Origin of the sequence: Exiguobacterium sp. s124, from assembly GCF_018617485.1 — a bacterium.
GTDB classification, from domain to species: Bacteria; Bacillota; Bacilli; order Exiguobacteriales; family Exiguobacteriaceae; genus Exiguobacterium; species Exiguobacterium aestuarii.
This window is the reverse complement of record NZ_JACSKH010000001.1, coordinates 1-24,892: the sequence shown is the minus strand read 5'-3', so window position 1 is coordinate 24,892 and position 24,892 is coordinate 1. Positions and strand designations below refer to the sequence as shown.

Sequence of the window (24,892 nt, the reverse complement as noted above, 5' to 3'; positions counted from 1 at the left end):
TTTACTGTAGCAGAGAGAGTTGATCTACTCATAACTTTTGTTTTAACTGTTCATAATGTCCTTTTGCCAAATCAAAGTAGACGAAGTCTCCGCGTTCGATTCGTTCGAGCGTCGCTTCGAACTCACGCCATCCCCGCTCGACCTGTTCAGGCGTCAGCTCCCCACTTTCGGTCGCCTCCTCGAACTCATCTTCATCCTTTTTGACGATATCCCCGTTTGGGAACACGAGAATATCAAGCAATAAGTCGTCCATATACGGGATACCCTCTTCTTCGCCGATCCGGTCGACGAGATCGATATACCATTGGACGATCTCACCTTCCGGATTGATCATCGCTGTCACACCGAACGGTTCATTGTCCGGGAAATATTGAAGCCACGCAAATCCGGCATCCGCCACAATGAATTCTTCCCCTTTATGCTTTTTATATAATGGTGCCCGAACCTCATCGATTTGGAATAAGGCGACCACGCCGGAAAATTGTTCCGTCTGAACACGTTCTTGCGCATAGCGGTTCTTTAAAATCCGTTCCCAGTCTCGTCGGTTCGCATACTTTCGTTTTGCCATATGGATCTCTCCCCTTTGGTCATCTCTGTATAGTACAGTTCGCCAAAAGAAAAAAAGTTCCTTGTTAGTCGTACAGGTTATGCTGATTGAACCAGACGAGATGACTTTGCTTCAGGCGTTTCCGTTCGACCATGCGGACGAACGCGTCTGTCGAGATGAAACGATTCCCGGGATGAAGATCGGCCAGCATCATGAGGATGAGGCGTGATCCTCGTTCCCCTTCCTGAAGGGAGATATGCTCCATCTTCCCTTCCCCATTGAAGCGATTGATGAACAGCTCGACTTTACACTCTTCTTTTAAGAGTCGGGTCGTCACGTACGCGACTTGACTGATGATCGACTCGAAGTCGTGATGCAACGTATAGCCGGACGGTCCACTCAAATCGACTGCGAACGTGAACGTATCGAGCGATGTCTTTTGAAAGACTTTCGACTGAACACGTCCGAGCTTCGCCGTCGCGACCCAGTCAATCTCCTTGACCGGTTCTCCTTCATAAGGCTTCGACCCTAGAACCTGCAGGGGGTTCCGAAGAGGCGATGCGGTCAAAGGGCGATCACCGAGCGCTAAACGTTTCGTGCCGACCGGAGGGTGTAGCGTGAGGGAAGGCAGCACCGTCCACCGCTTCTCGATTGGACACTCAAGAAGATACGTCCCGAGATGAAATGGGAGCGGCACAGCGAGTACGCACTCTTCGATGTAGGCCGGTCCCCGGAATTCAGCCTGCACACGAAGCATGTGACGGGCCTGATCCGTCCGTAACGTCAAATCCAAACTATTCGGGGACCGGTCATGGTCTGGAAAGCTGAGCGCTGTATTGGATTTCAGCCGAACGCGAATCGGAAGCCCGAGTCGCTCGACGGTTTCACTTCCGTCTAACATCACCTGTACTTCCGTCTCATCCCCGACGAAGAGAAGGGATTCATGGCTATGTATGTGAAGCCGAAGGGATTGTTCCAACTGTTTCCGTGTCCGTTCGAAGAACCAGACGATGCCTGCAAGTAAACAGAGGGCATACCCGACGATTTGTATATACGGGACGAATACGAGAATCACTCCGGCAAATCCGTAGACCGGAATCCATTGCTTCTGTAGGGCGTTATGTGTCGAGAACGTCATCGTCAACCCTCGACCGGCACAGAGACGGTTTCTAAGATATAACGGATGATATCCTGTTTCGTCGATTTGATTCCTCCTTCAAGCGTCAACGTCAGACGATGGGCTAATACATAAGGTGCCACGGCTTTCACATCTTCCGGAATGACATACAATCGATTGTGGAGATAGGCGTAACTTTGAGAAGCCCGCATGAGCGCGATGGCTCCTCGTGGACTGACACCGACCTCGACAGATTGGTGTTCTCGTGTCGCATGAACGAGCCCGAGTAAATAATCGAGGACGTCATCTTGAATCGATACTTGCTTCACTTCTTCTTGTGCGCGGCGTAACTCTTCTAACGTCGCGACCGCCTCCACGGTTTTCCGTGTTTGACGCATGACTTGTAAGAGCAGCTCTCGCTCTTCGGCGACATCAGGGTAACCGACTGGAATCGAAATCAAGAAGCGGTCGAGCTGGGCATCCGGTAGCGGGAACGTCCCGGCCGATTCGATCGGGTTTTGCGTCGCGATGACGAAAAATGGTTTCGGCATCGGATACGTCTCTCCCCCGATGGAGACTTGTCGTTCTTCCATCGCCTCGAGCAAGGCGGACTGCGTCCGTGGAACCGCTCGGTTGATTTCATCGATCAAGACGATATTCGCAAAGATCGGTCCTTGTCGATGGTCGAACGTCTGCGTCTGCATGTTGAAGTAATCTGCGCCAATCACGTCAGACGGTAACAAGTCGGCCGTGAACTGAATCCGAGAAAACGCTCCGTCGAAGCTAGCTGCAATCGTCTTGGCAAGTAACGTTTTTCCCGTACCGGGTACATCCTCTAACAAAATGTGTCCTTCCGCGAGTAACGCCGTACAACAGAGCCGTACGACATCCTCTTTTCCTAAATACACCTCGTTCAACTGTTTGATGACCTGCTCCATGCCCATATGACGACCTCCATTTTTTGTCTTAATCAAACTTTACCTTTTTATGGTAAGATAAACAACAAATAGTCTGAACATTCAAAAAGGAGGTGTCCTCTTGCGTTGGACGAACAAGTTTTTTCTCATGATTGCCACCACACTTCTGATCACCTTCACAATGATGGTGATCACGACGAGTGTATTCGAGTGGCTCTATAACCCGAAAACGATACCGGTCGAGGAAAATAACAGTCCTCCGACGGATTTCATATCAGATGAAGACAGTAAGCTTTTAATGGATGAATCTAAAGAAGATTACCCGTTTAAATTGGACCCCCAAAAAGGAAAAATAAAACCACTCGATAGATTGACAGGCGCTGGAGAATCCATACGACGAAATCTCGGGTTATTCGTCGCTTTGCTTGCGCTTTGTTGCCTGTCCTTTTATATCTATCGGAAACGGAAGCAACGTTTGGCGCGCGCACGAGATCATGCTGATTCAAACGCAGACCCGCTTATCGAATCTTTACAACACGAGAATGCTTCGTCCGTCTCAACGCTCACAGCGTTCACAAACATCCCGATTCGCGATGCACTGATCACATTCAATCAATCTCTCGTACCAGCTAAGCGATTGCGTGCTCATGAGACACTGCAAGAGTGGTTCCAACGCATCGATTTACCGATGAACCCGTCCGTTTATCATGCGGTTCGCTACGGTACCTCCTCAGGCGTGACGATTTCTGAAGAAGATGCGCTCCACTTCAAGAGCACACTCGATCACTACGCGACACGTCCTCACCCCGAGTGAGAATGTGCACAGGTTCTGCTTTTTCATCATGAATGATAAAATGGTGGAAAATGTCAGTTAAGGGGATGAAATCATGAGACGATGGGCGATATTCGGATTAAGTGCACTTTTACTCACGGGTTGTACGGATACGGTGGCAGACAATCCGATCCCAATCGAATCACCCGATGAACCCATCACCGAATGGACACGCGAAGACTTTAAAGACGTCTATGACCAATATGAACAAACAAAACCGCTCCTTGCTGCGCTCGAGCAACAAGGCATCAAACCGTTCCGTGAGACGTTCGAACGCGTCATCATTGCCGGGAACGGTCTCGAACACACATATGCGGATATTTATCCGTTCAAACTCGATGACGGAACGTACGCTACGGTATTCGACAGTCAGGATGGAACATTAATCAACGGTTCCGAATCAGTCGCTCCACTCTTTTGGCAAGAAGAGTCCTTCTTTCAATATGTTGAAGAGATTGAGAATCGGAAATTCGGCACAAGTGCCCCACCTACCGATGTCGTCCTCACACAGGATGAATTTCAATCAGTCTATGACCGGCATGCCTACACGTCAGCCCTCCTCGTTGAACTCGATGAAGCGGGTGTCGAACTTTCAAGAGAACCAATTGACGATGTGATTATCGCTGGCAATGGCGTGACCGAAGTGACTGCCGACTTGTTCGTGTTCGATGTCGAAGGCGGGTATGCCATCATATATGACCAAGATGGAGAAATTTTAAAAGGTCCTGAGTCCATTTCACCGCTCTTTTGGAACGAGAAGGACTATGAGAACCTGTTAGCCAAGAATGAAGGATAATTTCATGAACCCTCCCGATTTCAGATAGCTATGTTATACTCAAACCAATAAACGACCGCTAGGGGAGCCCTCGGGCTGAGACGGCATTTGCCGGACCCTTTGAACCTGATCTGGCTCATACCAGCGTAGGGAAGTGGCTTGGGATACGTCTCTGTATATCCACGCCATTTTTCCGTCTGGAAACGTGGCGTTTTTATTTTGAAAGGAGACTATTCATGCGTATTCAACAACTCACTTGGATGGCAATGCTCGTTGCCATCGCCGTCGTCGGCTCGATGTTCATCTCGATTCCCACAGGTGTCGCTCGCGCTTATCCGATTCAACACATGGTGAACGTGATTGCAGCAGTCACCGTCGGTCCGATCGGAGCCGTTCTCGTCGCTTTCGTCACAGGACTCATTCGCGTCATGACCGGGACCGGGTCACTGCTCGCATTCCCTGGCGGCATGATTGGGGCGTGTCTTGCCGGCATCTTCTTCGTTCGCACGAACCATCTCTATGCTGCCGCTCTCGGAGAAATCATCGGAACTGGTGTCATCGCCTCGTTGATTGCCGTTCCGTACGCAAAACTGTTAATGGGTTCAACGTTCGGCGCCTTCTTCTTCGTGCCGGCGTTCCTTGCTTCTAGTTTGACGGGAGCGCTTCTCGGTTGGCTCGTTTTGTCGCGCGTCAAACAGTTGCGACCAAGTGTCCTCAAATAACAAATTGTTGATCCGAGAACCCGACCGACTCATGACGGTCGGGTTCTTGTGTGATAGACCCAAATTGCTTCGCCGTTCGATTCATCGATTAAGCCGCTGTCGACAAAGCCGTTCTTCGCATAAAATCGTTTCGCCGCTTCATTCTCTGGATGGAGGCTCAGGATGATATCATCCACATCGTACTCTGTCTGGATAAATTCCACTGCGATGCGTAGACACTTCGTCCCGACGCCTTTCCCCTGTTCGTTTTGATCCATCATGAAACGATCGAGCCACACATACCGTTCTGTCTGGTTTTCTGCTCCGATCATCATGAAACCAACCGGTCTCTCATCTTCATAAAATGCATAGCTCTTCCAATTATATTTCGTATCCTCGACCATCTCTTGAAGCGACTCGGAATTTGTCTCGATGAATCGGGATTGTTTCTCGTCCACTGTCAGGGCGATGACCGCCTGTCGATTGACTGCATCAATCGATTGAATCGTGAATTCATTTACTTTCATACATTCACCTCATTGATTTTCTCTCTCTTCCATACGCAAGTTCCCATAAAAAGTTTCTTCCCCCGTATCTTCGAGACCATGCATTCGCTACACTAATAAGAGAAAAGGAGGTTATCATATGTTTCGAATCGGAAGTATCTTCATTCCCGTATCAGATGTAGAACAGTCCCTACACTGGTATACAACTTATTTTGATGCTCAAGAAATTGGTCGCTGGGAAGGAGGCATCGGTTTGTGTCTACCAGACGGTTCGACTCAGCTCGGATTAATCCAGACCTCGTCACCGCAACCCGCAACGTTCAAAAATGCGTCAGGACAAGCCCATGTCTATTTCAACGTCATTTGTGAAGACATTCAGTTCGCGTATCAAACGTTCGAACAAGCAGGATTGATTGCGACACCGCTTCACGATTTCGGAGGCATGTCTTGCTTTGACGTACGAGACCCGGATGGACATACGATCAGTCTCATCTCGGAAGATGTGACTTCCCCGTTCCACCGCGACCGCGTGAACGACCTCCAAACGAAAGGAAAGTCCTGATGAAACAAATTCACCATATCTGTATCCAAACCCCAGATTATGCCGCATCGAAGTCATTTTACGAAGCACTCGGTTTTGAACTCGTCCAAGAGTCGCCAAACTTCCATACGCGTGACTTCAACAGTTGGCTCAAGCTCGGCGATTTTTATATCGAGCTCCAGACCGCCAAAGCCGATGAAACGTTACAAGACTATTCGAAACACGCGGCCGGTCCCGTCCATTTCGCCCTCTATGTGGATGACCTCGAAGCGGAAGTCGCACGACTCGAACAACTTGGTGTCACGTTCTTACCGAAGCACGGTGGGAACATCTATTTCGTTGTCGATGGACATTTAAGTAAACTAAAAGCACCTGAAGGAACCATCATTGAACTGCGTGATACGTTTCTGATCAACTGAGGCCGATGTGCCTCTTTTTTGTTGGACACATCTTCACGTTTCCCTCACTCGTCTCATCGGGAATGGGTATGAAAAGGATGTGTTGTTCATGATCAAATATCTCGATTATTGGAGCTACTTGTCACTCTCTCTGGCAAAGCTCTTCTTCTTTAGCTGGTTGACCGCGACGGCGTTCGACTTCTCGTTTTTCCTCATCAATTTGGCGACGATTTTGCTCCTGACAAGTTGGGCACTCGCCGTGTCTTACCCAATTCGTCGATGGATTTTATACGTTTCTTTGTTTTTACATAGTACTTTGCTCGTCTCGGACGTCTGGTACTATCGCTATTTCGAGGACTTATTATCCGTCGCCTTACTGTCCGACATTGGACAGATGGGAGATGTCGGTGGAGGCTTCTTGACGCTCATTCGTCCAATCGACGCTTTCTTCTTCATCGATCTCATCATCTACGGTTTGATTTTACGTTATATGAAACGTCATCCTGTCCGTGAAAGGAAACGGCACGGAAGACGATTGGCGGTCGTTGGCTTCACACTCGGATTTCTACTTTTCACGATTCCGCTCACCCTCAGTTATCAGCGCGGGGAAAAATGGATTGCAGACGACCCAATCTCCAACATGCGTGAATATTATCATCTCGGTTTTTGGGGCTATCACGCGATGGATGTCGCCCGAGGCGTTGAACGTGCCATGGGATGGGACGAGGGACTGACCGACGAGGAGCGTTCTCAAATCCAAGCACTCTCTTACCAAGAATTAAGTGCTCCGAGCCCGGATACGAATGTCATCGTCTTACAACTCGAATCGTTCCAAACATCTGTCATCGATCAACAAATCAACGGGCAGGAATTGACTCCGAATTTGAACCGATTGCGACGTGACATGCTCTATTTCCCGAACGTGTATCATCAGACGCATGAGGGGCGGACATCCGATGCGGAGTTCATCGTCAACACGTCACTCTATCCTGTCAAATCCGGTTCCGTCTACACGCGTTTCCCGGGAAATCAATTCAGTGCGCTCTCTCAATCATTGAACGAGGCGGGCTACGATACGGCAGCGATGCACTCATTCCGTAAAGACTTTTGGAATCGAGATGATTTTTATGACAACATCGGATTCAATCATTTCTTTAGCGACAAAGACTACCCCGACCAAGGCATCATCGGGATGGCACTCAACGATCAAGATTTCTTGAATACGTCAATCGGATTTATGGAAGAGTTGAATGAACCGTTCTATGCGTTTTTAGTCGCATTGACGAGTCATACGCCGTATGACATTCCGGAGGACGAGAAACGATTGGACCTGTCAGAAATTGACGACCCGCTTCTCGAAAACTATTACCATACCGTCCATTTCGTCGATGCGGCGGTCGGTCAGTTCATCGAACGATTGAAAGAAGAAGGGCTGTGGGATGAGACGCTTCTCGTTATGTATGGTGACCACGATAGCGGTCTGACGGCACCTGGAGAAGAAATGGCCACCATCGAAGGAGTAGATTCGACGGTTGACGCGTTTCAACTCGACCGTGCTGTCCCGCTCTTCATCAAACCGTCTGGATTAACGACAGGAGAAGTCATTGAGGCAAGCGGTGGACAAATTGATATCGCGCCGACGATTCTCGATTTACTTGGGATCTCTCCGGCGTATATGCTTGGCGACTCCCTCTTGAATGATACGCCGAATCTGACCGTATTTCGGACGGGCGCTTTCCGATACGAAGACCATTACTATGAACCAGACTTGACCAAACGTTCTGGTAGCGGCACATGCTACTCCGTCGAGACAGAAAAACCGGTCGCATTCGATCGATGCGCTCCATATATCGATCGTGCGGCCAGCCAGCTCCGTCTCTCAGATACCATCATCGAGAAGGACGCACTCTCGCAAATGAACCCATGAACAAGCTCCCGAGCTATTTGTCTCGGGAGCTTTGTTTAGTATGCTTGACGCAATATTGCGATATCGAGCTTTTTCATGGGCAGACATGCCTGTACGACCTGTTCAATCTGCTCTTGCGATCCGACCGTCATCATCTCTTCCATTTCCCACGGAATGATTTGCCACGAGACTCCGTAGCGATCTTTCAGCCACCCACACTCCTCTGCTTCCGGTACAGCCGATAACTGTTCCCAATACGCATCGACTTCGTCTTGTGTCTCACAAAAAGCGATGAGCGACTGTGTTTCGTTAAATGAAAACATATGATTTTCATTACTATCCATCACAACAAATTCTCGACCAGACAAGACGAAGCGGGCATAGTTGATTTTCCCGTCGAGCTCGTCGCCGTCTTCCTCCGTGTATCGTACGGTGTGTCCGTCCAGTACATATGAATCTTTGAAAATGGAAATCCAATCGTTCATCGCCGCTTCAGCGCGACCGAACGCTTCTTTGACAAACAATAAGCATGGCGTCACGAGCTGAATGTCCATCCCGCCATCATGCATGATTTGCCAAGAAACCCCGTAGCGGTCCTGCAACCACCCATAACGCTGACTGAAGTCGTACGTGTCTAATGGGATCAAGATATCCGCTCCGTCAGATAATCGTTCCCACAACGCATTGATTTCTTCCGTCGTCGGAAGCGACACCATGTAGGAAATGGACGGATTTCGTTCTTTCGTCGTCCCTCCCCCAAGCAACTGAAAGAATTGTCCAGCGAGCGATAGCGTCACAATCGTCGTCTCGCCTGCGGGTGAACTTGAAAATCTTGTCGTATAGTCGACAAATGAATCTGGAAAGATGGATACATACCACTCGGCAATCTCTTCAACGTCCTGTTCAAACCAAATACACGGAATCACGGGTTGCGTAATCATGAGAAAGTCTCCTTTCAGACTTCATGCAAACGATAGACATCACGCTCAGCAAGAAGCTCCCCGGCCTCATCACGATATGCCTGATAGTGCGACGAATGGATGTGGTGATCGAGCGCCTCTTCGTCTTTATACTTCTCATAAAAAACAAACGTTCCCGGTGCATCGATTGCTTCGTGAAGAACGTAAGCGAGACATCCCTCTTCAGCTCTCGATGGTGGAATCACACGATGCAACGCATCACGTAACGCCTCTTCTTTTCCGGGATGGGCTTTCAAGATTGCAGTAATGACGATTTCCATACAGTATTCCTCCTTAGATGATCGACCTGCCTTTCTGTTCCCGAATCCACCACATTCTATCCCAAAAAACGGATATCTCATTATACGAGACATCCGCTTCTACTTAAGACTTTTTCTTTTGTCGGAATGGCCACCAGACACCATCGCCAAATGAAATCGTAATGGCTGGAATCAAGAGTGGTAACACAATCAATCCGTACAATAGTAAACCAGTGATGACAATCGTCGCAATCTGGACGAGACTGAGCACGCCTGATGGAATCATGGCGCCGAACGTCCCGGCGAGGATGACCGCGGCGGTCATAATCACGGTACCCATCTTCATCATCGAATAGATGAGTGCATCACGTACCGTCTTCCCATTGATTGTTTCTTCTCGGAATCGATCTAAAAGGAAAATCGAATAGTCGATCCCAAGAGCGATCAACATGACAAATCCAAAGAACGGAACGGCCCAGCTAATTCCGTCATAGCCAAGTCCTTCTACAAAAATCAGCTCCGTAATCGCCGCCGACGTATAATACGTCAAGAGAAGCGAAGCAATCATATAAAGTGGCATGATCATCGAGCGGAACAATGCCGTCAAGACGATGAATAACGTCACGAGCATGATGGCTACCGTTCGATTGAAATCGTTCGTTGACGTCTCATTCAAATCGCTGTTGATGCTTGAGATACCCGCATACCCGATGGTCGCATCTGCATACGGCGTCCCCGTGACAGCACGATCCATCGTCTCTTTAATTGTCTCGACGACATCAATCGCTTCTGGTGAATAAGGATCCATCTCGAGTACGACTTCGAGCTGAGTCGCTGTCTCTTCATCAAAGACGTAGCGTTCGACGGCAGGTGAGAACGCATCTGACGTGAGCGTCCCCTCCGGAAGATAGACACCCGTCTCACGAAGTGAATCTGCTTCACTCAGCTGTTGTAAGAACGAAACCGCCTCGCCAAGACCGGACTCGATTTGCCCTAGCCCATCGTTCGCTTCACCTACACCTGTCGCGAGTTGTGATAACCCGTTACCAAGTTCACCGACTTGAGAACCTTGTGCATTTAATGCGGACGCCGCTTCATTGATGCCCGATTCGATTTGTGTAAGACCCGCCGATACTTGACCGAGTTGTCCGACGGCAGCTGGAATGTTTTGAGTCGCTGTCAATCCTTGTCCAATCAAACCAAGTTGACCATTTAACTGATTTAGCCCCGCTGCTGCTTCTGCAAGCGGTGCCCCGGCATTGGTTGAACCGCTTGGCAACTGTCCAACGACCGCGTTCAGACCCTGCTCGATTTCGTCTAATCCGGCCTGTACATCACCGAGACCCGTCTGTGCTTCAGACAAGCCTTCACTGAGTTCGCCGAGCTGCGTGTCTACATAGAAATCATCGATGACTTCGCCAGTCGGACGTGTGAGGGCACGCACCCCGCTCACCCCATCTACTTTTTCAAGCTCGCTTGCGAACATTTCAATGTATGGAACTTCTGATTCTGTAATGGCTTGATCTTGTTTCAAAATGACTTGTACCGGAAGGGATTCCCCTTGACCGAACCCTTCAGAAATCAAATTCAGTCCACGTACCGAATCGTACCCGTCTCCAATCTCATCGACCGTATTGAACGAACGGGCATCGTCATATGTGAATAAGACAGGCACCGTAATCAATCCGACGACTAAAATCGAGACGAACGGACGATTAACCGACAATCGGCTCAATCCAGCCCAAAGCTTGCTGTCATGATGCTCGCCCGCTTTTTTCGATGGCCAAAACAGCCGTTGTTTGAGTGTCGCCATAAAGAACGGAACGACTGTGAAGAGAATCAACAGCAACACCGCAATCCCGACCGCGACAGCGACCGCCGATTTAAAGATCGGGAAGTCAGCAAATCCGATGGCAGCAAATCCGACGAAGACGGCGAGCCCACTGATGAGGACCGTCCGTCCTGCCGTCTTGTACGTATTGACGATTGCGTCTTCAATCGAATGCCCCGCGCTCAGCTCTTCTTTATATCGGCTAAGAAGCAGGATACAGTAGTCTGTCCCAATCCCAAACAAGATGGCCACGAGGAATATTTGTGTATAATTCGATACGGGGAATCCGAACCAATCCACGAAGAACGCGACGAACGATTGACTCAATAAATACGTAAACCCGACCGCAATGAGCGGGATGAATGGGGTCACAATTGAACGGAACACGAGGAGTAGTAACCCAAAGATCAACACGACCGTGATAATCTCCGTCTTTTTCAATCCTTCTTGGGCACTCAAGTTCACATCATTGTTAATGATTTCTTCCCCTGTGATATATACCGTTTCGTCCTGAGGAAGCACATTTTCCCGCACGTCATCGGCAAACGCATTGATTTCTTCTGTCGTACCTTCGACCGTGATCGGAACGAGGACAATCTGTCCGTCTTCTGAGACGAGCTGAGCCTCTGTCTCCTCACTTTCAAACGGATCGAGAACATCGGTCACGACCGTTTCACTCTGTCTAAGCTCTTCGATGACACGAGCGACATCGGTTCGCTCTGCTTCGCCAATCGACTCGAACTCGTAGACGAGGGAAATGGTTTTGTCACTCTTCCCGGCTTCATCTAAAATCGCTTGTGCCCGCTGTGAGTCCATATCGTCTGCAAGTTGGAAACTACCTGCTTCTTCTGCTTGCTTCGTTAAGTTCGGCGCCGCGACAAACAGGGCTGCCGTCAATACGATGAGGGAAATGAAGATGCCCCAACGCCATTGAATGATTTTATGCACGTGTTATTCCTCCCCAATTCGGAGCAATTGTTTTATTTTTCGGAACGTCCGAACAAACTGCTCAATTTCAATTTCGTCTACTTCTCCATCGATGAGAGATTCCACATATCGATAGACGGCACCGTCCACTTCTTCGACGAGCCGCTTTCCTTCCGGGGTCAATTCAATCAATCGTTCGCGTTGGTCTTGTCCTCGCCGACTCGTGACAAGTCCTTTTTCGACCAACTTTTTCAGGCGATTCGAGACCGCGCTTTTGTGGACGCCTTGTTTTTGCGCAAGTTGCCCAGCAGGAGTGGGCCCAAATTGATCGAGTAACTTCAATAGTTGGAGCTGTTCGCGCGAATACTCGCGCCATACGTCCCCTTCCATCGCTTCGATGACATGTTCCGTCCCATGGAACATCACTTCTTCAAACAACTGCACCGCTTCACGCATCAATGCTTTCATTTTTAGTTTACCCCCTAAACTAGATGGTTATAGTTTATGCCCTAAACTAAATAACGTCAAATAAAAAGATCGATAAGGAGTGTCCTCATCGACCTATATTCTTTTCAATGGCTTCTGCCACACGTAATCCAGACAAATAGGCACTCTCAAATCGTGTACGTCCGGATGGATCATCCGCTTCAAGAAAAATATCGCCGGCCAAATAGATGGGATGGTGGCTTACCTGGTAAAACGGTTCATGCCACACGTCTTTCGCTTGCGCATAGCGCCACCGTTTCAACTGCCGTGATTCGATGCTGAGGTCTCCGACTTCCTCACGCACTAACCGCTCAATCTCTGCAAGCGTCTCCGCTTCCGGTCGCTCATACCACTCCTCACTCCACGTCTCTTCCATATAGACGCTGATGAGTGAGGTCGCAGAGATTCCTTTTTGGCGATTATTGATTACTTTCAATACGCCTGGCGTCAGGTCTTGATCGAGAATCCCATCTGCCCCAATCTGTACATCACCTGTGCATTCAAAGAGACCGACGAACGTCGGCGCATACACGAGACGCCGGAGTGAGTGTTCGATCTGGTCAACCAAACTTCCGAGTCGTTCGAATGATTGCGGAAGCGGTACCGTCATGACGATTCTTTCGTATGAACGTTCTGTCACGTCCGTCTTCACGATAACGGCGCCATCCTTCTCCATGCGGACGTGTTCCACATATTCATTCAAATGGACAGTCAACCCTTCAGCAAGATGTTTGGCGAGTCCGTTCATCCCATCTGTCGCAACATATCGCGGATAAGGATCGGCATACCAGACACGCACCCAGTCCGCACTCATCCATGACTGTACCTCTCGTTCGAGCGCTTCCCCACGTACAGTGAAATAGACGGCCCCGTGATCTGCTTGTCCGTCACCGATTCGACGTGTCGCCAAACGTCCCCCGACGCTTTGGCTCTTTTCGATCAATTCAACGGTATGACCTCGACGTACGAGTTCACGCGCTGCGATAATTCCGCTCAGACCAGCCCCAATGATTCCAATCTTCATTCAGCATTCCCCTTTCTCTTCATGAAGATTGTAGCATGCCCTTTCCTTTCAACCTCTATTCGATATGCTTCAGGCTGGTTTCTTCCATTGTTCGTCGTACGTCCGACGCGAGTCTTCATACATGACAGCGAAACGTGCCACGACGAATGGGCGAATGAGAATCGTCGCGATTGATAAGGAGAATGCGGCAAGTAAAACCGAATTCACGACCATAAATAACGTGAAGCCAATCAAATAAATCGGAACGAACGGCAAAATCAGTTTGAATGCCTCCCACTTCTGACCATGCATCAACGCGCGTGACTTCGTGATTGATTCTCTTACTGATAGCTCTGGCTCATCTAGCAAAATAAAGTACGTGAACGCGTAGGAGAAAAACTTCATGATTCCCGGAACAATGAACAATAGTGTCCATAACGTCTGGAAGATGGCTAGTAGGATGACAGCCGTCACATGCTTACCAAATCGTTCTTTCATCGGTCGAAACACATCGCGAAACTGCGCGTCTTGTCCACGAATAATCGAAAGGATGACCCAGTGATAACCGATGATGATGGGATATAGCATGAAGGATACGACGATTGTACCTAAAAGGAATACAATCGCCTGAAACGAATCGGCTTTCGCCCCATACAATGTCGGGTCGAGCAATGCGCTAAACTCTAAGATCACGGCACAGAGAAGCGACCAGGCTAACAGTCGACCCCGCTTCCCATTGATTGCTTCGTGCGTCCGTTCTATCCATGTTTGAACCATATTTTCTAATCTCCCCTTGAATGATTTACCTTATATACGCAACATGGATGGAATACGTTTCAAATTCATGAAAAAAGCAGAGGGTTCACTCTGCTCGTTCATCCGCTCGATATTCTAATATGTCCCCAGGCTGACAGTCGAGTGCTTCACAAATCGCTTCGAGTGTCGAGAAACGAATCGCTTTCGCTTTGCCATTCTTCAAAATCGACAAGTTTGCCATGGTGATCCCGACCCGTTCCGACAGCTCCGTCACGCTCATTTTTCGTTTCGCCAACATCACGTCTAAATTCACAATGATTGTCATCTCTCTCACCTCAGACCGTCAAATCAATTTCTTGCTTCATGTCGATGGCCCGCTTCAATAATTTCTGTAACAGCTCAGCAAAGACGGCAATGACAAATGCGGCGAACACCAACACGAATCCGATGACCAAAAATCCTGGGGAGTCGTCACGTTCGGCAAACCAATAGAAGAATGGAAGCGTCGCTATATAGATGATTGTGATGACAAGGGCACAATATTTGATGACGCGAAGTGACTTCACCGCGCGATAAGAGAATGCCTCATTCCGGTCAATCAACCCCAATAAGTTGAACGTTTTGAATAACGCTATGAAGTAAGGGATTGCCGCAACATACATACCCCCAATAATCGGACGCATCGAATTCGCAATCCATCCCCCACTCTCTGTCGCTTCTCGCCAAAGAAATGGCAATAAAAAGATACATGCCGCAAGAATCGGGAGGGCTAAGACAATCACCGATAGTTTTAAAAAGACGGTTTCTCGTTTCACTTGTCACACACCCCAATCATTTCATTTTCTACATCATACGTCGTTTTTTATCGTTTATCAATAAATATTTATCGAAAAAAATAGACCCCAAGTATCTCTTGAGGTCTACTTCACTTATTTCATCGCTTCTAGTTCACTCTCGGTCACCCATTTATGGTTTGTGACCTCTTCTCCATCTTCCGTCGTGTAATCAACCATATAAACGGTCGCATCGATGGCCGTATCGATTGTCGCTTCCGCTCCGTTCATCCCATCCATATGGTCAGCTGTCAATACGACTTTTTCGTCTTCTGCCAACGGTGCGTCACCCGGATTCTCAAGTTCTTCATGAATCACCCATTTGTGATTCTCTACAGGATTACCGCCTGTTGTCGGTGTATAACTGACTGCGTAGACGGTTGTATCATACGCACCGACAATCGTGGCCTCCACACCTTCCATCCCTGGCATGTGATCCGCTGTCATCATCGCGGTTGACCCGACTGGATACGTCGGATCACTTGCTTCCATCAAACCTTCTGGTACTTCTCCAGATCCCGAGTGATCCATTGCCGAATGGTCCATGCTTTGTTCTTCTGACATCTCCATCGATGGATCATCTGCCGTATCCCCACATGCGGCTAACGATGTAGCAAGTACGATGACACCTAAACCCGTCATCCATTTTTTCTGTTTCATCGAATCTCTCCTTTATTCATACTCACGTTGAGTGTACCCATTCCTAAGAATGGACAGACGTTTTTGAGAGCATTCCGATGATTTGTTAACGCGTTGCAACAAAAAAGACCAAAATCCCGAAAGATTTTGGTCTTAAACATTATTCAACCGTTACAGACTTCGCCAAGTTACGTGGCTTGTCGACATCACAGTCACGGGCAAGTGCCGCATAGTACGAGATGAGTTGAAGTGGAAGAACCGTCACGAGTGGCGTGAGAAGTGGTTCAACACGTGGAAGAACGAATGCGTCGTTTTCGTGTTCCATTCCTTCCATTGAAATCGTACATGCTACTGCACCACGCGCCACAACTTCTTTGATGTTTCCGCGAATGTTGAGGTGTGTGTTCGGTTGAGACACGAGCGTGATAACCGGTGTCCCATCTTCGATCAACGCGATCGGACCGTGTTTGAGCTCCCCGCCTGGGTAGCCTTCCGCTTGGATATATGAGATCTCTTTTAGCTTCAATGCGCCTTCAAGACCAACATATGAATCCAATCCACGTCCGAGGAAGAACGCGTTACGTGATTCTTTCAAGAACTTATCAGCAAGCTCTTCAAAGATTTCTTTTTGTGCCATGATCGAATCCATCGTTGTCGCAACGAGTGCGAGCTCTTGCATCAAATCAAACGGAAGTTTCTTCCCGTTCGCACGAGCGATGTCGTATGCGAGAATCGCGAGGACGGCAATCTGAGCCGTGTACGCTTTCGTCGAAGCAACCGCGATCTCCGGTCCGGCATGGAGGAGCATCGTCTCGTTCGCTTCACGCGACAATGTCGATCCTGCTACGTTTGTTAACGTGAGCGCTTTATGGCCAAGCTTTTTCACTTCAACGAGCACGGCACGGCTGTCCGCTGTCTCACCTGATTGTGAGATGAAGAGGAAGAGTGGCTTTTCTGTCAAAAGTGGCATGTTGTAACCGAACTCTGACGCGACGTGTACTTCAGTCGGTACACCTGCGACGCGCTCGATCAATTGTTTCCCAACAAGACCAGCGTGGTAACTTGTTCCACACGCAACGATATAGACGCGGTCCGCTTCTGAGACGAGCTCGCGCACGCCTTCCGTGAGTTCGATGTCGCCGTTCTCGTTCTGGTAGTGCTGGATGATGTTGCGGATGACGGCCGGTTGCTCGTCCATCTCCTTCAACATGTAGTGCGCGTACGTACCTTTCTCGATGTCTGACGCATCGATCTCGGCCGTGTACGGTGCACGCTCGAGCACTTCACCGTCGAGCGTCTTGATCGTCGCCGACTCACGTGTGAGGATGACGATCTCGCCGTCGTGGAGCTCGAGGTACTGGTCTGTCACCTGGAGCATCGCCATTGCGTCCGATGCGACGACGTTGAACGTGCCGTCACCGAGTCCGACGAGGAGTGGTGACTTGTTCTTCCCGATATAGAGGCGCTCTTTGTCCTCTGAGTCGATCATCGCGATCGCGTATGAACCGTGGAGGTCCGAGAGCGTCTTGCGGAACGCCGCCTCGACATCACCGAGCTCGACGAAGTGCTTCTCCATGAGCTGTACGATGACTTCCGTGTCCGTCTCTGAAAGGAACGGGACATCGAGTGTCGCTTTTAACTGTTCATCATTCTCAATTACACCATTGTGGACGAGCGTGAAGCGTCCTGTCGTACTTTGGTGCGGGTGGGCGTTCGGTACGCTCGGTACCCCGTGTGTCGCCCAACGTGTGTGGCCGATTCCAATCGTGCCGTCTAATTCTGCTGGGATGATTTCGCGTAGCGCAGCGATGCGACCGACTTCTTTGTGAACGTTGACATTTTCATGCATCAACGCAAGACCTGCCGAGTCATAACCACGGTACTCGAGTTTTTCAAGACCTTTGAGAAGGACTTCCTTCGCTCCGGTATTCCCAATCATTCCTACAATTCCACACATAAACAAATCTCCTCTATTCTTCGATTTCTCGAAAAAGGAAACGGGCTTTTTCTAAGAGCTGTCAACACACACTTCTTTGTCCGTCCGGTCACCCGGGCGTTTTAAAAGCGTGCTTTTCGTCGTGACAGGCGACGAGGAGGCATCCGCCGAAATCTCGATAACCTCCAACCTCGTCAACTCCGCAGAGTTCTGGCGCTTGTTCGTACTCTTGTGTCCTTCCGTTTCCAAGGTCACGCTCTTAATAGTACAAATCTCACCCCCATTCGTCAAGAAAATCCATTGTCTTCTAAATGACAAACCGGAAACAAAAAGGGAATCCGACGTTGGATTCCCTTGTGTTATTCCCTGTTTTTAAACTTTTATCCTTCAACACCGTAATCTTCTCGAACAACTTGCGCAATTTTTTCAACGTAGAGGTCGCACTCTTCCGCTGTCGGCGCTTCCGCCATGACACGGACGAGTGGTTCTGTTCCAGATGCACGGACGAGGATACGACCGTTCCCAGCCATTTCAGCTTCTGCTTCTTGAATCGTTGCGAGGACACGCTCGCCGTTCATCGCATCGTTCTTATTCGTTACACGAATGTTGACGAGCTTTTGCGGATAAACTGGCATCTCAGCCGCCAATTCAGAAAGTTTACGGCCCGTCGACTTGACGATTTCCGCCAACTGGACGCCTGACAACATCCCGTCACCCGTTGTCGAGTGATCGAGGAAGATCAAGTGACCCGACTGTTCGCCACCGAGTGTGTATTGATGTTTCTTCATCTCTTCCACAACGTAACGATCGCCGACCGCTGTCTGAAGCGCCGTCATGCCTGCTTCTTCCACAGCTTTATGGAAACCGAGGTTACTCATGACCGTTGCGACAATCGTGTTGTCTTTCAAACGACCTTTTTCACTCAAGTATTTCCCGCAAATATACATGATTTTGTCCCCGTCCACGATATCGCCGTTCTCATCAATTGCAATCAAACGGTCTCCATCGCCATCAAAGGCAAGACCCATGTCCGCTCCCTTTTCACGAACGAACTCAGCCAAGTGCTCAGGGTGTGTCGAGCCGACACCTTCATTGATGTTCAACCCGTTCGGTGAGTTGCCGATTGTCGATACGTTCGCCTCAAGGTCAGCGAAGAGACGCGCTGCAAGACCGCTCGTTGCGCCATGTGCGCAATCAAGAGCGATGTGAAGACCATCGAAGTCCTCTTCTACAGTCTGTTTCAACATTTGAAGGTATTTTTGTGCACCCTCGTAATAATCCGAAACGAAACCGAGGTCTTTTCCAGTCGGACGTGGAAGTGTATCTTCCGCTGCGTCTAAAATGTCTTCGATTTCTTGCTCAGTCGCGTCATCTAATTTGAAACCATCGCTACCGAAGAATTTGATGCCGTTGTCTGCGACGGGGTTATGCGAGGCGGAAATCATGACTCCCGCTGTCGCATCTAATGACTTTGTTAAGTAAGCGACTCCTGGTGTCGAAATGACACCGAGACGCATCACTTCTGCGCCGATTGACAGAAGACCCGCAATCAATGCACCCTCTAACATATGTCCTGAGATGCGTGTGTCACGGCCAATCAAGACTTTTGGCTGTTCGCCTTCTGGCAAATGTTTCGAGAGCACATAGCCACCCGCACGACCTAAACGATATGCTAATTCCGCAGTTAACTCAGAGTTCGCAACACCGCGAACTCCATCTGTTCCAAAATATTTACCCATAAGATTAAATCCTCACTTTTGTATGATTGAACATCTTTATTGAATGGAAGATGTCTCTGTTTCTTCATCGACGCTCGTCACTTGAACATCGATCGTTTTTGGCGAGACGACAGTCACGCCTTTTGGTACTTCATAATCTACATCTACCGCGTGTGTCCCACTCGGTAAACCGGTCAAATCCAGTGTCACGTTGACACTGTTTGAAGAGATGTTCTCTAGGAGAGATCGTTTCCCTGAAAGTGTCACGCTGACGACTTCTTGTGTTTGAACTGTATAATTCGTCCGGTCATATCCGCGAACATTGACCGGGACCGTCAATCGAATCCGTTCTGTCAACTCGCCCGTGTCATCTTTCGATTCATCGTTCGGACGAATGAGCACTTGGACTTCCACTTCTTTTTTACCAAGTGATGTGGCGCCTTCCGGAAGGCGTAAAGTAGCAGATACCTTCTCCGACTTCGTTAAGTCATCCAGTTCAATCGGTTCCGTCTCGACTTTTTCGAGTGCGTCGAGCACCTCTTTTGGTGCAAAGACACGGACTTCCGTCTCACCTAACAACGTATCGACTAATCGGAAGTCATCGGCCACTTCTCCGCTCGTGACGACCTCGATTGGAATCATCGCACTCTCATCATAAATTGGTACGGTCACATTGATGATATTTGGATCGACCGACACGTTCAACGGATTCCCGTTCGCATCTAAAATGGTCGGGGGAATTTCTCGTGTAAACGTCTGACTTTGACTTGCGACATCGACATTCAATGTGATTTCTTTGACGTTCTGAATCCGACTTGCGCCTCCTGTGACTTTCACAGTAGATGGCTCGATCTCAACATCACCCGCCACTTTTCCATCCGGTAACTGATCTTTATTTAATAAATTCACAGACACCGGCACTTCAATCGTTTGCTTCCGGTCAATGTAGATTTCGACGGTTTCTCGGTCTAGCTTGACGTTGACGTCGCCACCGAACCCTCGTGCTTCCACAGGGACACGGTGAAAGCCAGTCCCGAGGTTCGTCAAGTCGACGAATACTTGATAATCTTTCACCAATTTGGTCATCGTCAAACTACTTGACGGACCTTGGAGCTCAACACCCATCTCTTCAGGTACATTATATGCGACATACTGCACCTCATCAAAAAACACTTCGACCGGCACATCGAGCGTCATGGAACTTTGCCCGACGATTGGCAGCGCGCTCGACGCATTGTTCGAAGAACTGGTCTCTGCGACCATTAAGTATAAAAGGACGGCTAAAGCAAGTGCGATGAAGCGGAGAAACCATTTATGTTGTAACCACTGATCAATCACTTACTTATCCCCTCCTTTTTTACCGAAGAACGAGAGGGTCGTCTCTTTTTCTTCGATGACGAGTTCTTGAATTAATTTGTTGCGTAGCGCTTCCTCATCCAACTCTCGATACAGACGTCCTGCAATCGCAAGAGAGACCGCTCCTGTTTCTTCTGAAACGGTGAGGGTCACACTATCTGTCACTTCACTGACTCCAATAGCTGCACGGTGACGCGTCCCGAGTGCTTTATCGATGTGTGGACTTTCTGAGAGCGGTAAATAACAAGCTGCCGCTGCAATCTTTCCATCCTGAATAATCATCGCACCATCATGAAGTGGCGTGTTTGGAATGAATAAGTTAATAATCAACTGAGACGTAATATGAGAATCCATCCGAATACCTGTCTCCACATATTCATTGAGTCCCGTATCGCGCTCGATGGCAATCAATGCACCGATTCGCCGTTTTGACATGTACTGCGCAGAACTGACGATTGCTTCAATCATTTGTCGTTGTTGCTCTTCGTCACTTGTTCCCGTACGACCGAACAAATTGCTCGTGCGCCCGAGATGCTCAAGACCACGTCTCAACTCAGGTTGAAAGATGATGATGATTCCAAGAAGACCATACGTAATCACCTGATTTAGCAAGAACTGGAGCGTCTTCAACCCGAAGAAACCGCTCAAGAACCAACTGACCAGGATGATCGAGATCCCTTTAATTAACTGAACTGCTTTTGTCCCACGCACAATCATCATTAATTTATAAATGACGTACGTGACGACGACGATATCTAAAACATCATTCAAATAATCGTACCAATGTACGTTTTCTGAAAGATTTAAAAATGAGAAAAATGATACTTGTTCAAGTAGCGGCAAATGCTCCCCTCCTTAACTACCTAGCTAAATCGTGCAATTTCCATTATATCATCAATTCTGTATATTCGCATTGCGTCACATCAAAACGAAACCAGATTGAAACGAAAAAAAGACGCCAAAAGCGTCTTTAGAAAAGCTGTTTGATCGAATACCAAATCCATTCGAACATTTGGTCAATCTGTTCAAGCTCACCTGTCACTTGACCGGCACTGGCCAAATACGCACGACCATTTACAGCGGTCGCGTCACCTTTGACCGTTCCTTCGATTCGTAAATCGCCACCTTGGACCGTGATATCTTTCTCGACCGTTACACCGGCCGGCACAATGACTTCGTTCTCTGATACGACAACACCCGGTACTTTTGTATACGTCATCGTCTCAGATGCACTGTTCCATAGTCCAAGGGTCGCACTAGACATCAAACTAAAGAATAGGACTGCTGCAATCAAACCTGGATGTCGTTGTAACCAGACCATTTGCTTCGAGAGCGGTTTTCGTTCTTTTCGGACCGGTTTTGATAACGGAATGACCGCATCAGGTGCTTTTTGTGCAGGTGTTTCAGGCAAGGCCGCCATTACACGAGCCGTAAAATCTGCTGATAACTTTGGACGAGGCAATGCTTTCAGTTCTGCGTCGATTCGTTCATATTGTAGATACGACTCATATAATTCATCGTCCTCTAACAACTGACGCAATTCGTCAGATTCTTCGGGCAAAACGCCATCTTCCAAATATTGTTGTACTTTTTCTTCAGGAGTCAATTGAACCCCTCCCTATTTTGAAAGATTGTTTTTAACATTTCTCTTCCCCGGAAGATCCTTGTCTTAACCGTTGCGACCGGCATGTCGATCATCACACTGATTTCTTTAAGTGACAAATCATCCACATACTTTAACAGTAAGGGAATGCGGTATTTGTCCGGAAGTTGCTTGATTGCCTCATGCATCTCACTTCGAATTTCGCGATGAACCACTTGGGCATCGGGTTGGGGCGCTTCATCAGCTAAGTGGTCTTGATAGGTCAAACCGTCCGTACCCGCAATTTCAGCATCCATTGAATACTCCGGTTTCCGTTTCCTTAATCGATCAATGGCAACGTTCGTTGTGATTCGATAGAGCCATGTTTTGAACTTATATTGTGCGTCATACGTATCAATTCGTGTATACGCACGAATGAACGCTTCCTGGGCAGCGTCTTCCGCTTCGCCACGATCATACAAAATTTTATAGGCGATTGCAAAGACGCCATCCTTGTATAGTTCTACCAGTTCGGCAAACGAATCGTGATTCCCCGCCCTCAATTCATCTACCAAACGGGTGGTCAGCCGTTCCATCAATCCACTTCCCCTCTCCGCTACACGTGCGGTCATTTCTATATACGTCTCACTTATAAAATGGTTTCATGAAAATAAAAAAAAGTTTCCACCCCCATTGTAGCAAACGGGTTTGGAAACTGTAAGGAAATCAGACTGTCTCGCCTTCCAATAACAGGTTTTCTTTTGATTTTATAATCGTTTCACATAGACGGTATGCTAAATTTGCTGTCATGTTGTCTCGATCTAATGATGGATTCAATTCAACGAGTTCAACAGCAATTAGATCATCCGCCTTCATGGCTTCTGTTAAAATGGCTTTGGCTTCGACTTCAGTCAAACCACCGTCAACTGGTGTCCCTGTTCCTGGAACAAGCGATGCATCTAAACTATCCATATCGAAGCTAATGTAAAAACGATTGACTCGTTCACGGAGATAGCTCAACGCCTCTTGCATAATGACGTCGACACCACGCGTACGTACTTCTTCTACCGTAATGACTTTAATCCCAAGACGATTGATTTCATTCATTTCGCCCTCATCGATATCACGAAGCGCAATATACACTAAATGCTCTGGCGATAATTTCGGCTCACGTCCACCTACCTCTGTCAGACGAACATCGCCCATCCCCATTGCTGCAGCAAGTGGCATCCCATGAATGTTGCCTGACGGCGAAGTTTCTCCAGTATTTAAATCGGCATGTGCATCTACCCAAATGACGCCGTATGGTCCCGTTTGCGCCAGTCCAGCAAGTGTACCGATTGCCATACTATGATCGCCCCCAACGATCAACGGGAACCGATTTGCGGTGATTTCGCGATGCACGACTTCCGCTAACTCGGTGACAGTGTGTAAGACACCATCGACTCGCTTTAAATGTTCTTCATTTTCACGAATCTCTGATTCTGGTAATACACGAATTGTATGTTTGACCGTTTCAGTCGGAAGGAGTTTTTCCATTCCTAATTCGTTTAATTTCGCCGGACCTTGGTCGACCCCGAGTTTTCCTTGACCGTATCGTAGCGGCACATGAATATATGACCATTGCATTGCCATTCCCCCTTTAAGCACTTGATACCTAAATTGTAAACGCTATCATTCACTTGGTTCAACTCGGCATCGCAATGAATAAACATACAAAAAGGCAGCCTGAATGGTGGCAGGCTGCCTTTCTCTGTACTCTCATTTGAATGGTTCATGGTTTTAGGCAAAAAAAAACTTAAGTCATCACTAACTTAAGAAACAAACATATGGTGGAGCCTAGCGGGATCGAACCGCTGACCTCCTGCGTGCAAGGCAGGCGCTCTCCCAGCTGAGCTAAGGCCCCTTAAAGGGAAGAAAATATGGAGCGGAAGACGGGATTCGAACCCGCGACCCCGACCTTGGCAAGGTCGTATTCTACCACTGAACTACTTCCGCAAAAAAATGGTGAGCCATGCAGGGCTCGAACCTGCGACCCTCTGATTAAAAGTCAGATGCTCTACCAACTGAGCTAATGGCTCAAACCTGGTGGGGGGGGGCGGATTCGAACCGCCGAACCCGAAGGAGCGGATTTACAGTCCGCCGCGTTTAGCCACTTCGCTACCCCCCCGAGGAGTGCCGGCGAAAGGATTCGAACCCTCGACCCTCTGATTACAAGTCAGATGCTCTACCAACTGAGCTACACCGGCATATATATAGGTTTGATGGAATAAATAAAAATGGTGGAGGATGACGGGATCGAACCGCCGACCCCCTGCTTGTAAGGCAGGTGCTCTCCCAGCTGAGCTAATCCTCCATATTGGTGA

Annotated in this window: 26 protein-coding genes, 6 tRNA genes and 1 riboswitch; of the genes, 6 read left to right on the top strand and 26 right to left on the bottom strand. The window is 48.5% G+C overall.

What is annotated here, in order from left to right:
- Window positions 1-28 precede the first annotated feature (28 nt).
- The 3 genes from KNO85_RS00160 to KNO85_RS00150 form a co-directional block, all read right to left on the bottom strand.
- Window positions 29-568, bottom strand: coding sequence for a ribonuclease FAU-1 family protein (locus KNO85_RS00160; protein WP_214785862.1), 540 nt, complete (start codon window positions 566-568; stop codon window positions 29-31).
- A 64-nt stretch (window positions 569-632) separates the two neighbouring features.
- The gene (locus tag KNO85_RS00155) at window positions 633-1,685 is read right to left on the bottom strand and encodes a DUF58 domain-containing protein (RefSeq protein WP_214785860.1); all 1,053 of its coding nucleotides are present in this window, start codon (window positions 1,683-1,685) and stop codon (window positions 633-635) included.
- 2 nt (window positions 1,686-1,687) lie between these two features.
- On the bottom strand, window positions 1,688-2,608 hold the full coding sequence (locus tag KNO85_RS00150) for an AAA family ATPase (RefSeq protein ID WP_214785858.1): 921 nt from the start codon (window positions 2,606-2,608) through the stop codon (window positions 1,688-1,690).
- A gap of 94 nt (window positions 2,609-2,702) precedes the next feature.
- On the opposite strand from KNO85_RS00150, the gene KNO85_RS00145 reads away from it, so the two are divergent.
- The 3 genes from KNO85_RS00145 (at window position 2,703) to thiW (ending at window position 4,910) form a co-directional block, all read left to right on the top strand.
- Entirely contained in the window at window positions 2,703-3,395 is a 693-nt protein-coding gene (locus tag KNO85_RS00145; protein WP_214785856.1) for a hypothetical protein, read from the top strand.
- A 73-nt stretch (window positions 3,396-3,468) separates the two neighbouring features.
- A complete protein-coding gene (locus KNO85_RS00140) occupies window positions 3,469-4,209 on the top strand; it encodes a hypothetical protein (RefSeq protein ID WP_214785854.1) in 741 nt (246 codons plus the stop codon).
- Window positions 4,210-4,259: 50 nt separating this feature from the next.
- A riboswitch (TPP riboswitch) is annotated at window positions 4,260-4,358 on the top strand.
- Window positions 4,359-4,424: 66 nt separating this feature from the next.
- Window positions 4,425-4,910, top strand: coding sequence for an energy coupling factor transporter S component ThiW (thiW, locus tag KNO85_RS00135; protein ID WP_214785852.1), 486 nt, complete (start codon window positions 4,425-4,427; stop codon window positions 4,908-4,910).
- Window positions 4,911-4,939: 29 nt separating this feature from the next.
- On the opposite strand, the gene KNO85_RS00130 is transcribed toward thiW, so the two are convergent.
- A complete protein-coding gene (locus tag KNO85_RS00130; protein WP_214785850.1) occupies window positions 4,940-5,416 on the bottom strand; it encodes a GNAT family N-acetyltransferase in 477 nt (158 codons plus the stop codon).
- Window positions 5,417-5,534: 118 nt separating this feature from the next.
- Between KNO85_RS00130 and KNO85_RS00125 the strand changes: the two genes are divergently transcribed.
- The 3 genes from KNO85_RS00125 to KNO85_RS00115 all read left to right on the top strand — a co-directional run bounded on the left by KNO85_RS00125 (window position 5,535) and on the right by KNO85_RS00115 (window position 8,261).
- The gene (locus tag KNO85_RS00125) at window positions 5,535-5,957 is read left to right on the top strand and encodes a VOC family protein (protein WP_214785848.1); all 423 of its coding nucleotides are present in this window, start codon (window positions 5,535-5,537) and stop codon (window positions 5,955-5,957) included.
- Window positions 5,957-6,355 (top strand): VOC family protein, encoded by a 399-nt coding sequence (locus KNO85_RS00120; protein WP_214785846.1) that lies wholly within the window; start codon window positions 5,957-5,959, stop codon window positions 6,353-6,355. The genes KNO85_RS00125 and KNO85_RS00120 overlap by 1 nt, the downstream gene beginning before the upstream one ends.
- A gap of 88 nt (window positions 6,356-6,443) precedes the next feature.
- Window positions 6,444-8,261: an LTA synthase family protein gene (locus tag KNO85_RS00115; RefSeq protein WP_214785844.1), complete on the top strand. Its 1,818-nt coding sequence runs from the start codon at window positions 6,444-6,446 to the stop codon at window positions 8,259-8,261.
- 35 nt (window positions 8,262-8,296) lie between these two features.
- Here KNO85_RS00115 and KNO85_RS00110 read toward each other — a convergent pair whose 3' ends face one another.
- The 22 genes from KNO85_RS00110 to KNO85_RS00005 all read right to left on the bottom strand — a co-directional run bounded on the left by KNO85_RS00110 (window position 8,297) and on the right by KNO85_RS00005 (window position 24,882).
- Window positions 8,297-9,181, bottom strand: a complete 885-nt coding sequence (locus tag KNO85_RS00110; RefSeq protein ID WP_214785842.1) for a VOC family protein — start codon at window positions 9,179-9,181, stop codon at window positions 8,297-8,299.
- A gap of 14 nt (window positions 9,182-9,195) precedes the next feature.
- The gene (locus KNO85_RS00105; RefSeq protein ID WP_214785839.1) at window positions 9,196-9,480 is read right to left on the bottom strand and encodes a putative quinol monooxygenase; all 285 of its coding nucleotides are present in this window, start codon (window positions 9,478-9,480) and stop codon (window positions 9,196-9,198) included.
- 103 nt (window positions 9,481-9,583) lie between these two features.
- Window positions 9,584-12,238, bottom strand: a complete 2,655-nt coding sequence (locus KNO85_RS00100) for an MMPL family transporter (protein ID WP_214785837.1) — start codon at window positions 12,236-12,238, stop codon at window positions 9,584-9,586.
- A gap of 3 nt (window positions 12,239-12,241) precedes the next feature.
- Complete coding sequence (locus tag KNO85_RS00095) at window positions 12,242-12,685, bottom strand: MarR family winged helix-turn-helix transcriptional regulator (protein ID WP_078147853.1); 444 nt, start codon at window positions 12,683-12,685, stop codon at window positions 12,242-12,244.
- An 85-nt stretch (window positions 12,686-12,770) separates the two neighbouring features.
- The gene (locus tag KNO85_RS00090) at window positions 12,771-13,727 is read right to left on the bottom strand and encodes an NAD(P)/FAD-dependent oxidoreductase (protein ID WP_214785835.1); all 957 of its coding nucleotides are present in this window, start codon (window positions 13,725-13,727) and stop codon (window positions 12,771-12,773) included.
- Between the two features lie 69 nt (window positions 13,728-13,796).
- Window positions 13,797-14,483, bottom strand: a complete 687-nt coding sequence (locus KNO85_RS00085; protein WP_214785833.1) for a DUF975 family protein — start codon at window positions 14,481-14,483, stop codon at window positions 13,797-13,799.
- A gap of 85 nt (window positions 14,484-14,568) precedes the next feature.
- Entirely contained in the window at window positions 14,569-14,787 is a 219-nt protein-coding gene (locus tag KNO85_RS00080) for a helix-turn-helix domain-containing protein (protein WP_214785831.1), read from the bottom strand.
- A 10-nt stretch (window positions 14,788-14,797) separates the two neighbouring features.
- Window positions 14,798-15,277, bottom strand: coding sequence for a DUF2975 domain-containing protein (locus KNO85_RS00075; protein WP_214785829.1), 480 nt, complete (start codon window positions 15,275-15,277; stop codon window positions 14,798-14,800).
- Window positions 15,278-15,391: 114 nt separating this feature from the next.
- Complete coding sequence (locus KNO85_RS00070) at window positions 15,392-15,955, bottom strand: YdhK family protein (protein WP_214785827.1); 564 nt, start codon at window positions 15,953-15,955, stop codon at window positions 15,392-15,394.
- 139 nt (window positions 15,956-16,094) lie between these two features.
- Complete coding sequence (gene glmS, locus KNO85_RS00065; RefSeq protein ID WP_214785825.1) at window positions 16,095-17,891, bottom strand: glutamine--fructose-6-phosphate transaminase (isomerizing); 1,797 nt, start codon at window positions 17,889-17,891, stop codon at window positions 16,095-16,097.
- A gap of 359 nt (window positions 17,892-18,250) precedes the next feature.
- Window positions 18,251-19,609, bottom strand: a complete 1,359-nt coding sequence (gene glmM / locus KNO85_RS00060; RefSeq protein ID WP_214697357.1) for a phosphoglucosamine mutase — start codon at window positions 19,607-19,609, stop codon at window positions 18,251-18,253.
- 36 nt (window positions 19,610-19,645) lie between these two features.
- The gene (locus KNO85_RS00055; protein ID WP_214785823.1) at window positions 19,646-20,926 is read right to left on the bottom strand and encodes a CdaR family protein; all 1,281 of its coding nucleotides are present in this window, start codon (window positions 20,924-20,926) and stop codon (window positions 19,646-19,648) included.
- Window positions 20,927-21,787, bottom strand: coding sequence for a diadenylate cyclase CdaA (cdaA, locus tag KNO85_RS00050; RefSeq protein WP_214785821.1), 861 nt, complete (start codon window positions 21,785-21,787; stop codon window positions 20,927-20,929).
- Window positions 21,788-21,914: 127 nt separating this feature from the next.
- Entirely contained in the window at window positions 21,915-22,550 is a 636-nt protein-coding gene (locus tag KNO85_RS00045; protein ID WP_214785819.1) for an RseA family anti-sigma factor, read from the bottom strand.
- Window positions 22,547-23,122: an RNA polymerase sigma factor SigW gene (sigW, locus tag KNO85_RS00040; protein ID WP_012727640.1), complete on the bottom strand. Its 576-nt coding sequence runs from the start codon at window positions 23,120-23,122 to the stop codon at window positions 22,547-22,549. The genes KNO85_RS00045 and sigW overlap by 4 nt, the downstream gene beginning before the upstream one ends.
- 130 nt (window positions 23,123-23,252) lie before the next feature.
- Entirely contained in the window at window positions 23,253-24,155 is a 903-nt protein-coding gene (gene rocF / locus KNO85_RS00035; protein ID WP_214785817.1) for an arginase, read from the bottom strand.
- 201 nt (window positions 24,156-24,356) lie between these two features.
- A tRNA-Ala gene (locus tag KNO85_RS00030) sits at window positions 24,357-24,432 on the bottom strand.
- 17 nt (window positions 24,433-24,449) lie between these two features.
- Window positions 24,450-24,524, bottom strand: a tRNA-Gly gene (locus tag KNO85_RS00025).
- Window positions 24,525-24,531: 7 nt separating this feature from the next.
- Window positions 24,532-24,607 (bottom strand) — tRNA-Lys (locus KNO85_RS00020).
- A gap of 5 nt (window positions 24,608-24,612) precedes the next feature.
- Window positions 24,613-24,696: transfer RNA gene (locus tag KNO85_RS00015), tRNA-Tyr, on the bottom strand.
- A 6-nt stretch (window positions 24,697-24,702) separates the two neighbouring features.
- Window positions 24,703-24,775, bottom strand: a tRNA-Thr gene (locus tag KNO85_RS00010).
- Window positions 24,776-24,806: 31 nt separating this feature from the next.
- Window positions 24,807-24,882 (bottom strand) — tRNA-Val (locus KNO85_RS00005).
- Between the last annotated feature and the right edge of the window lie 10 nt (window positions 24,883-24,892).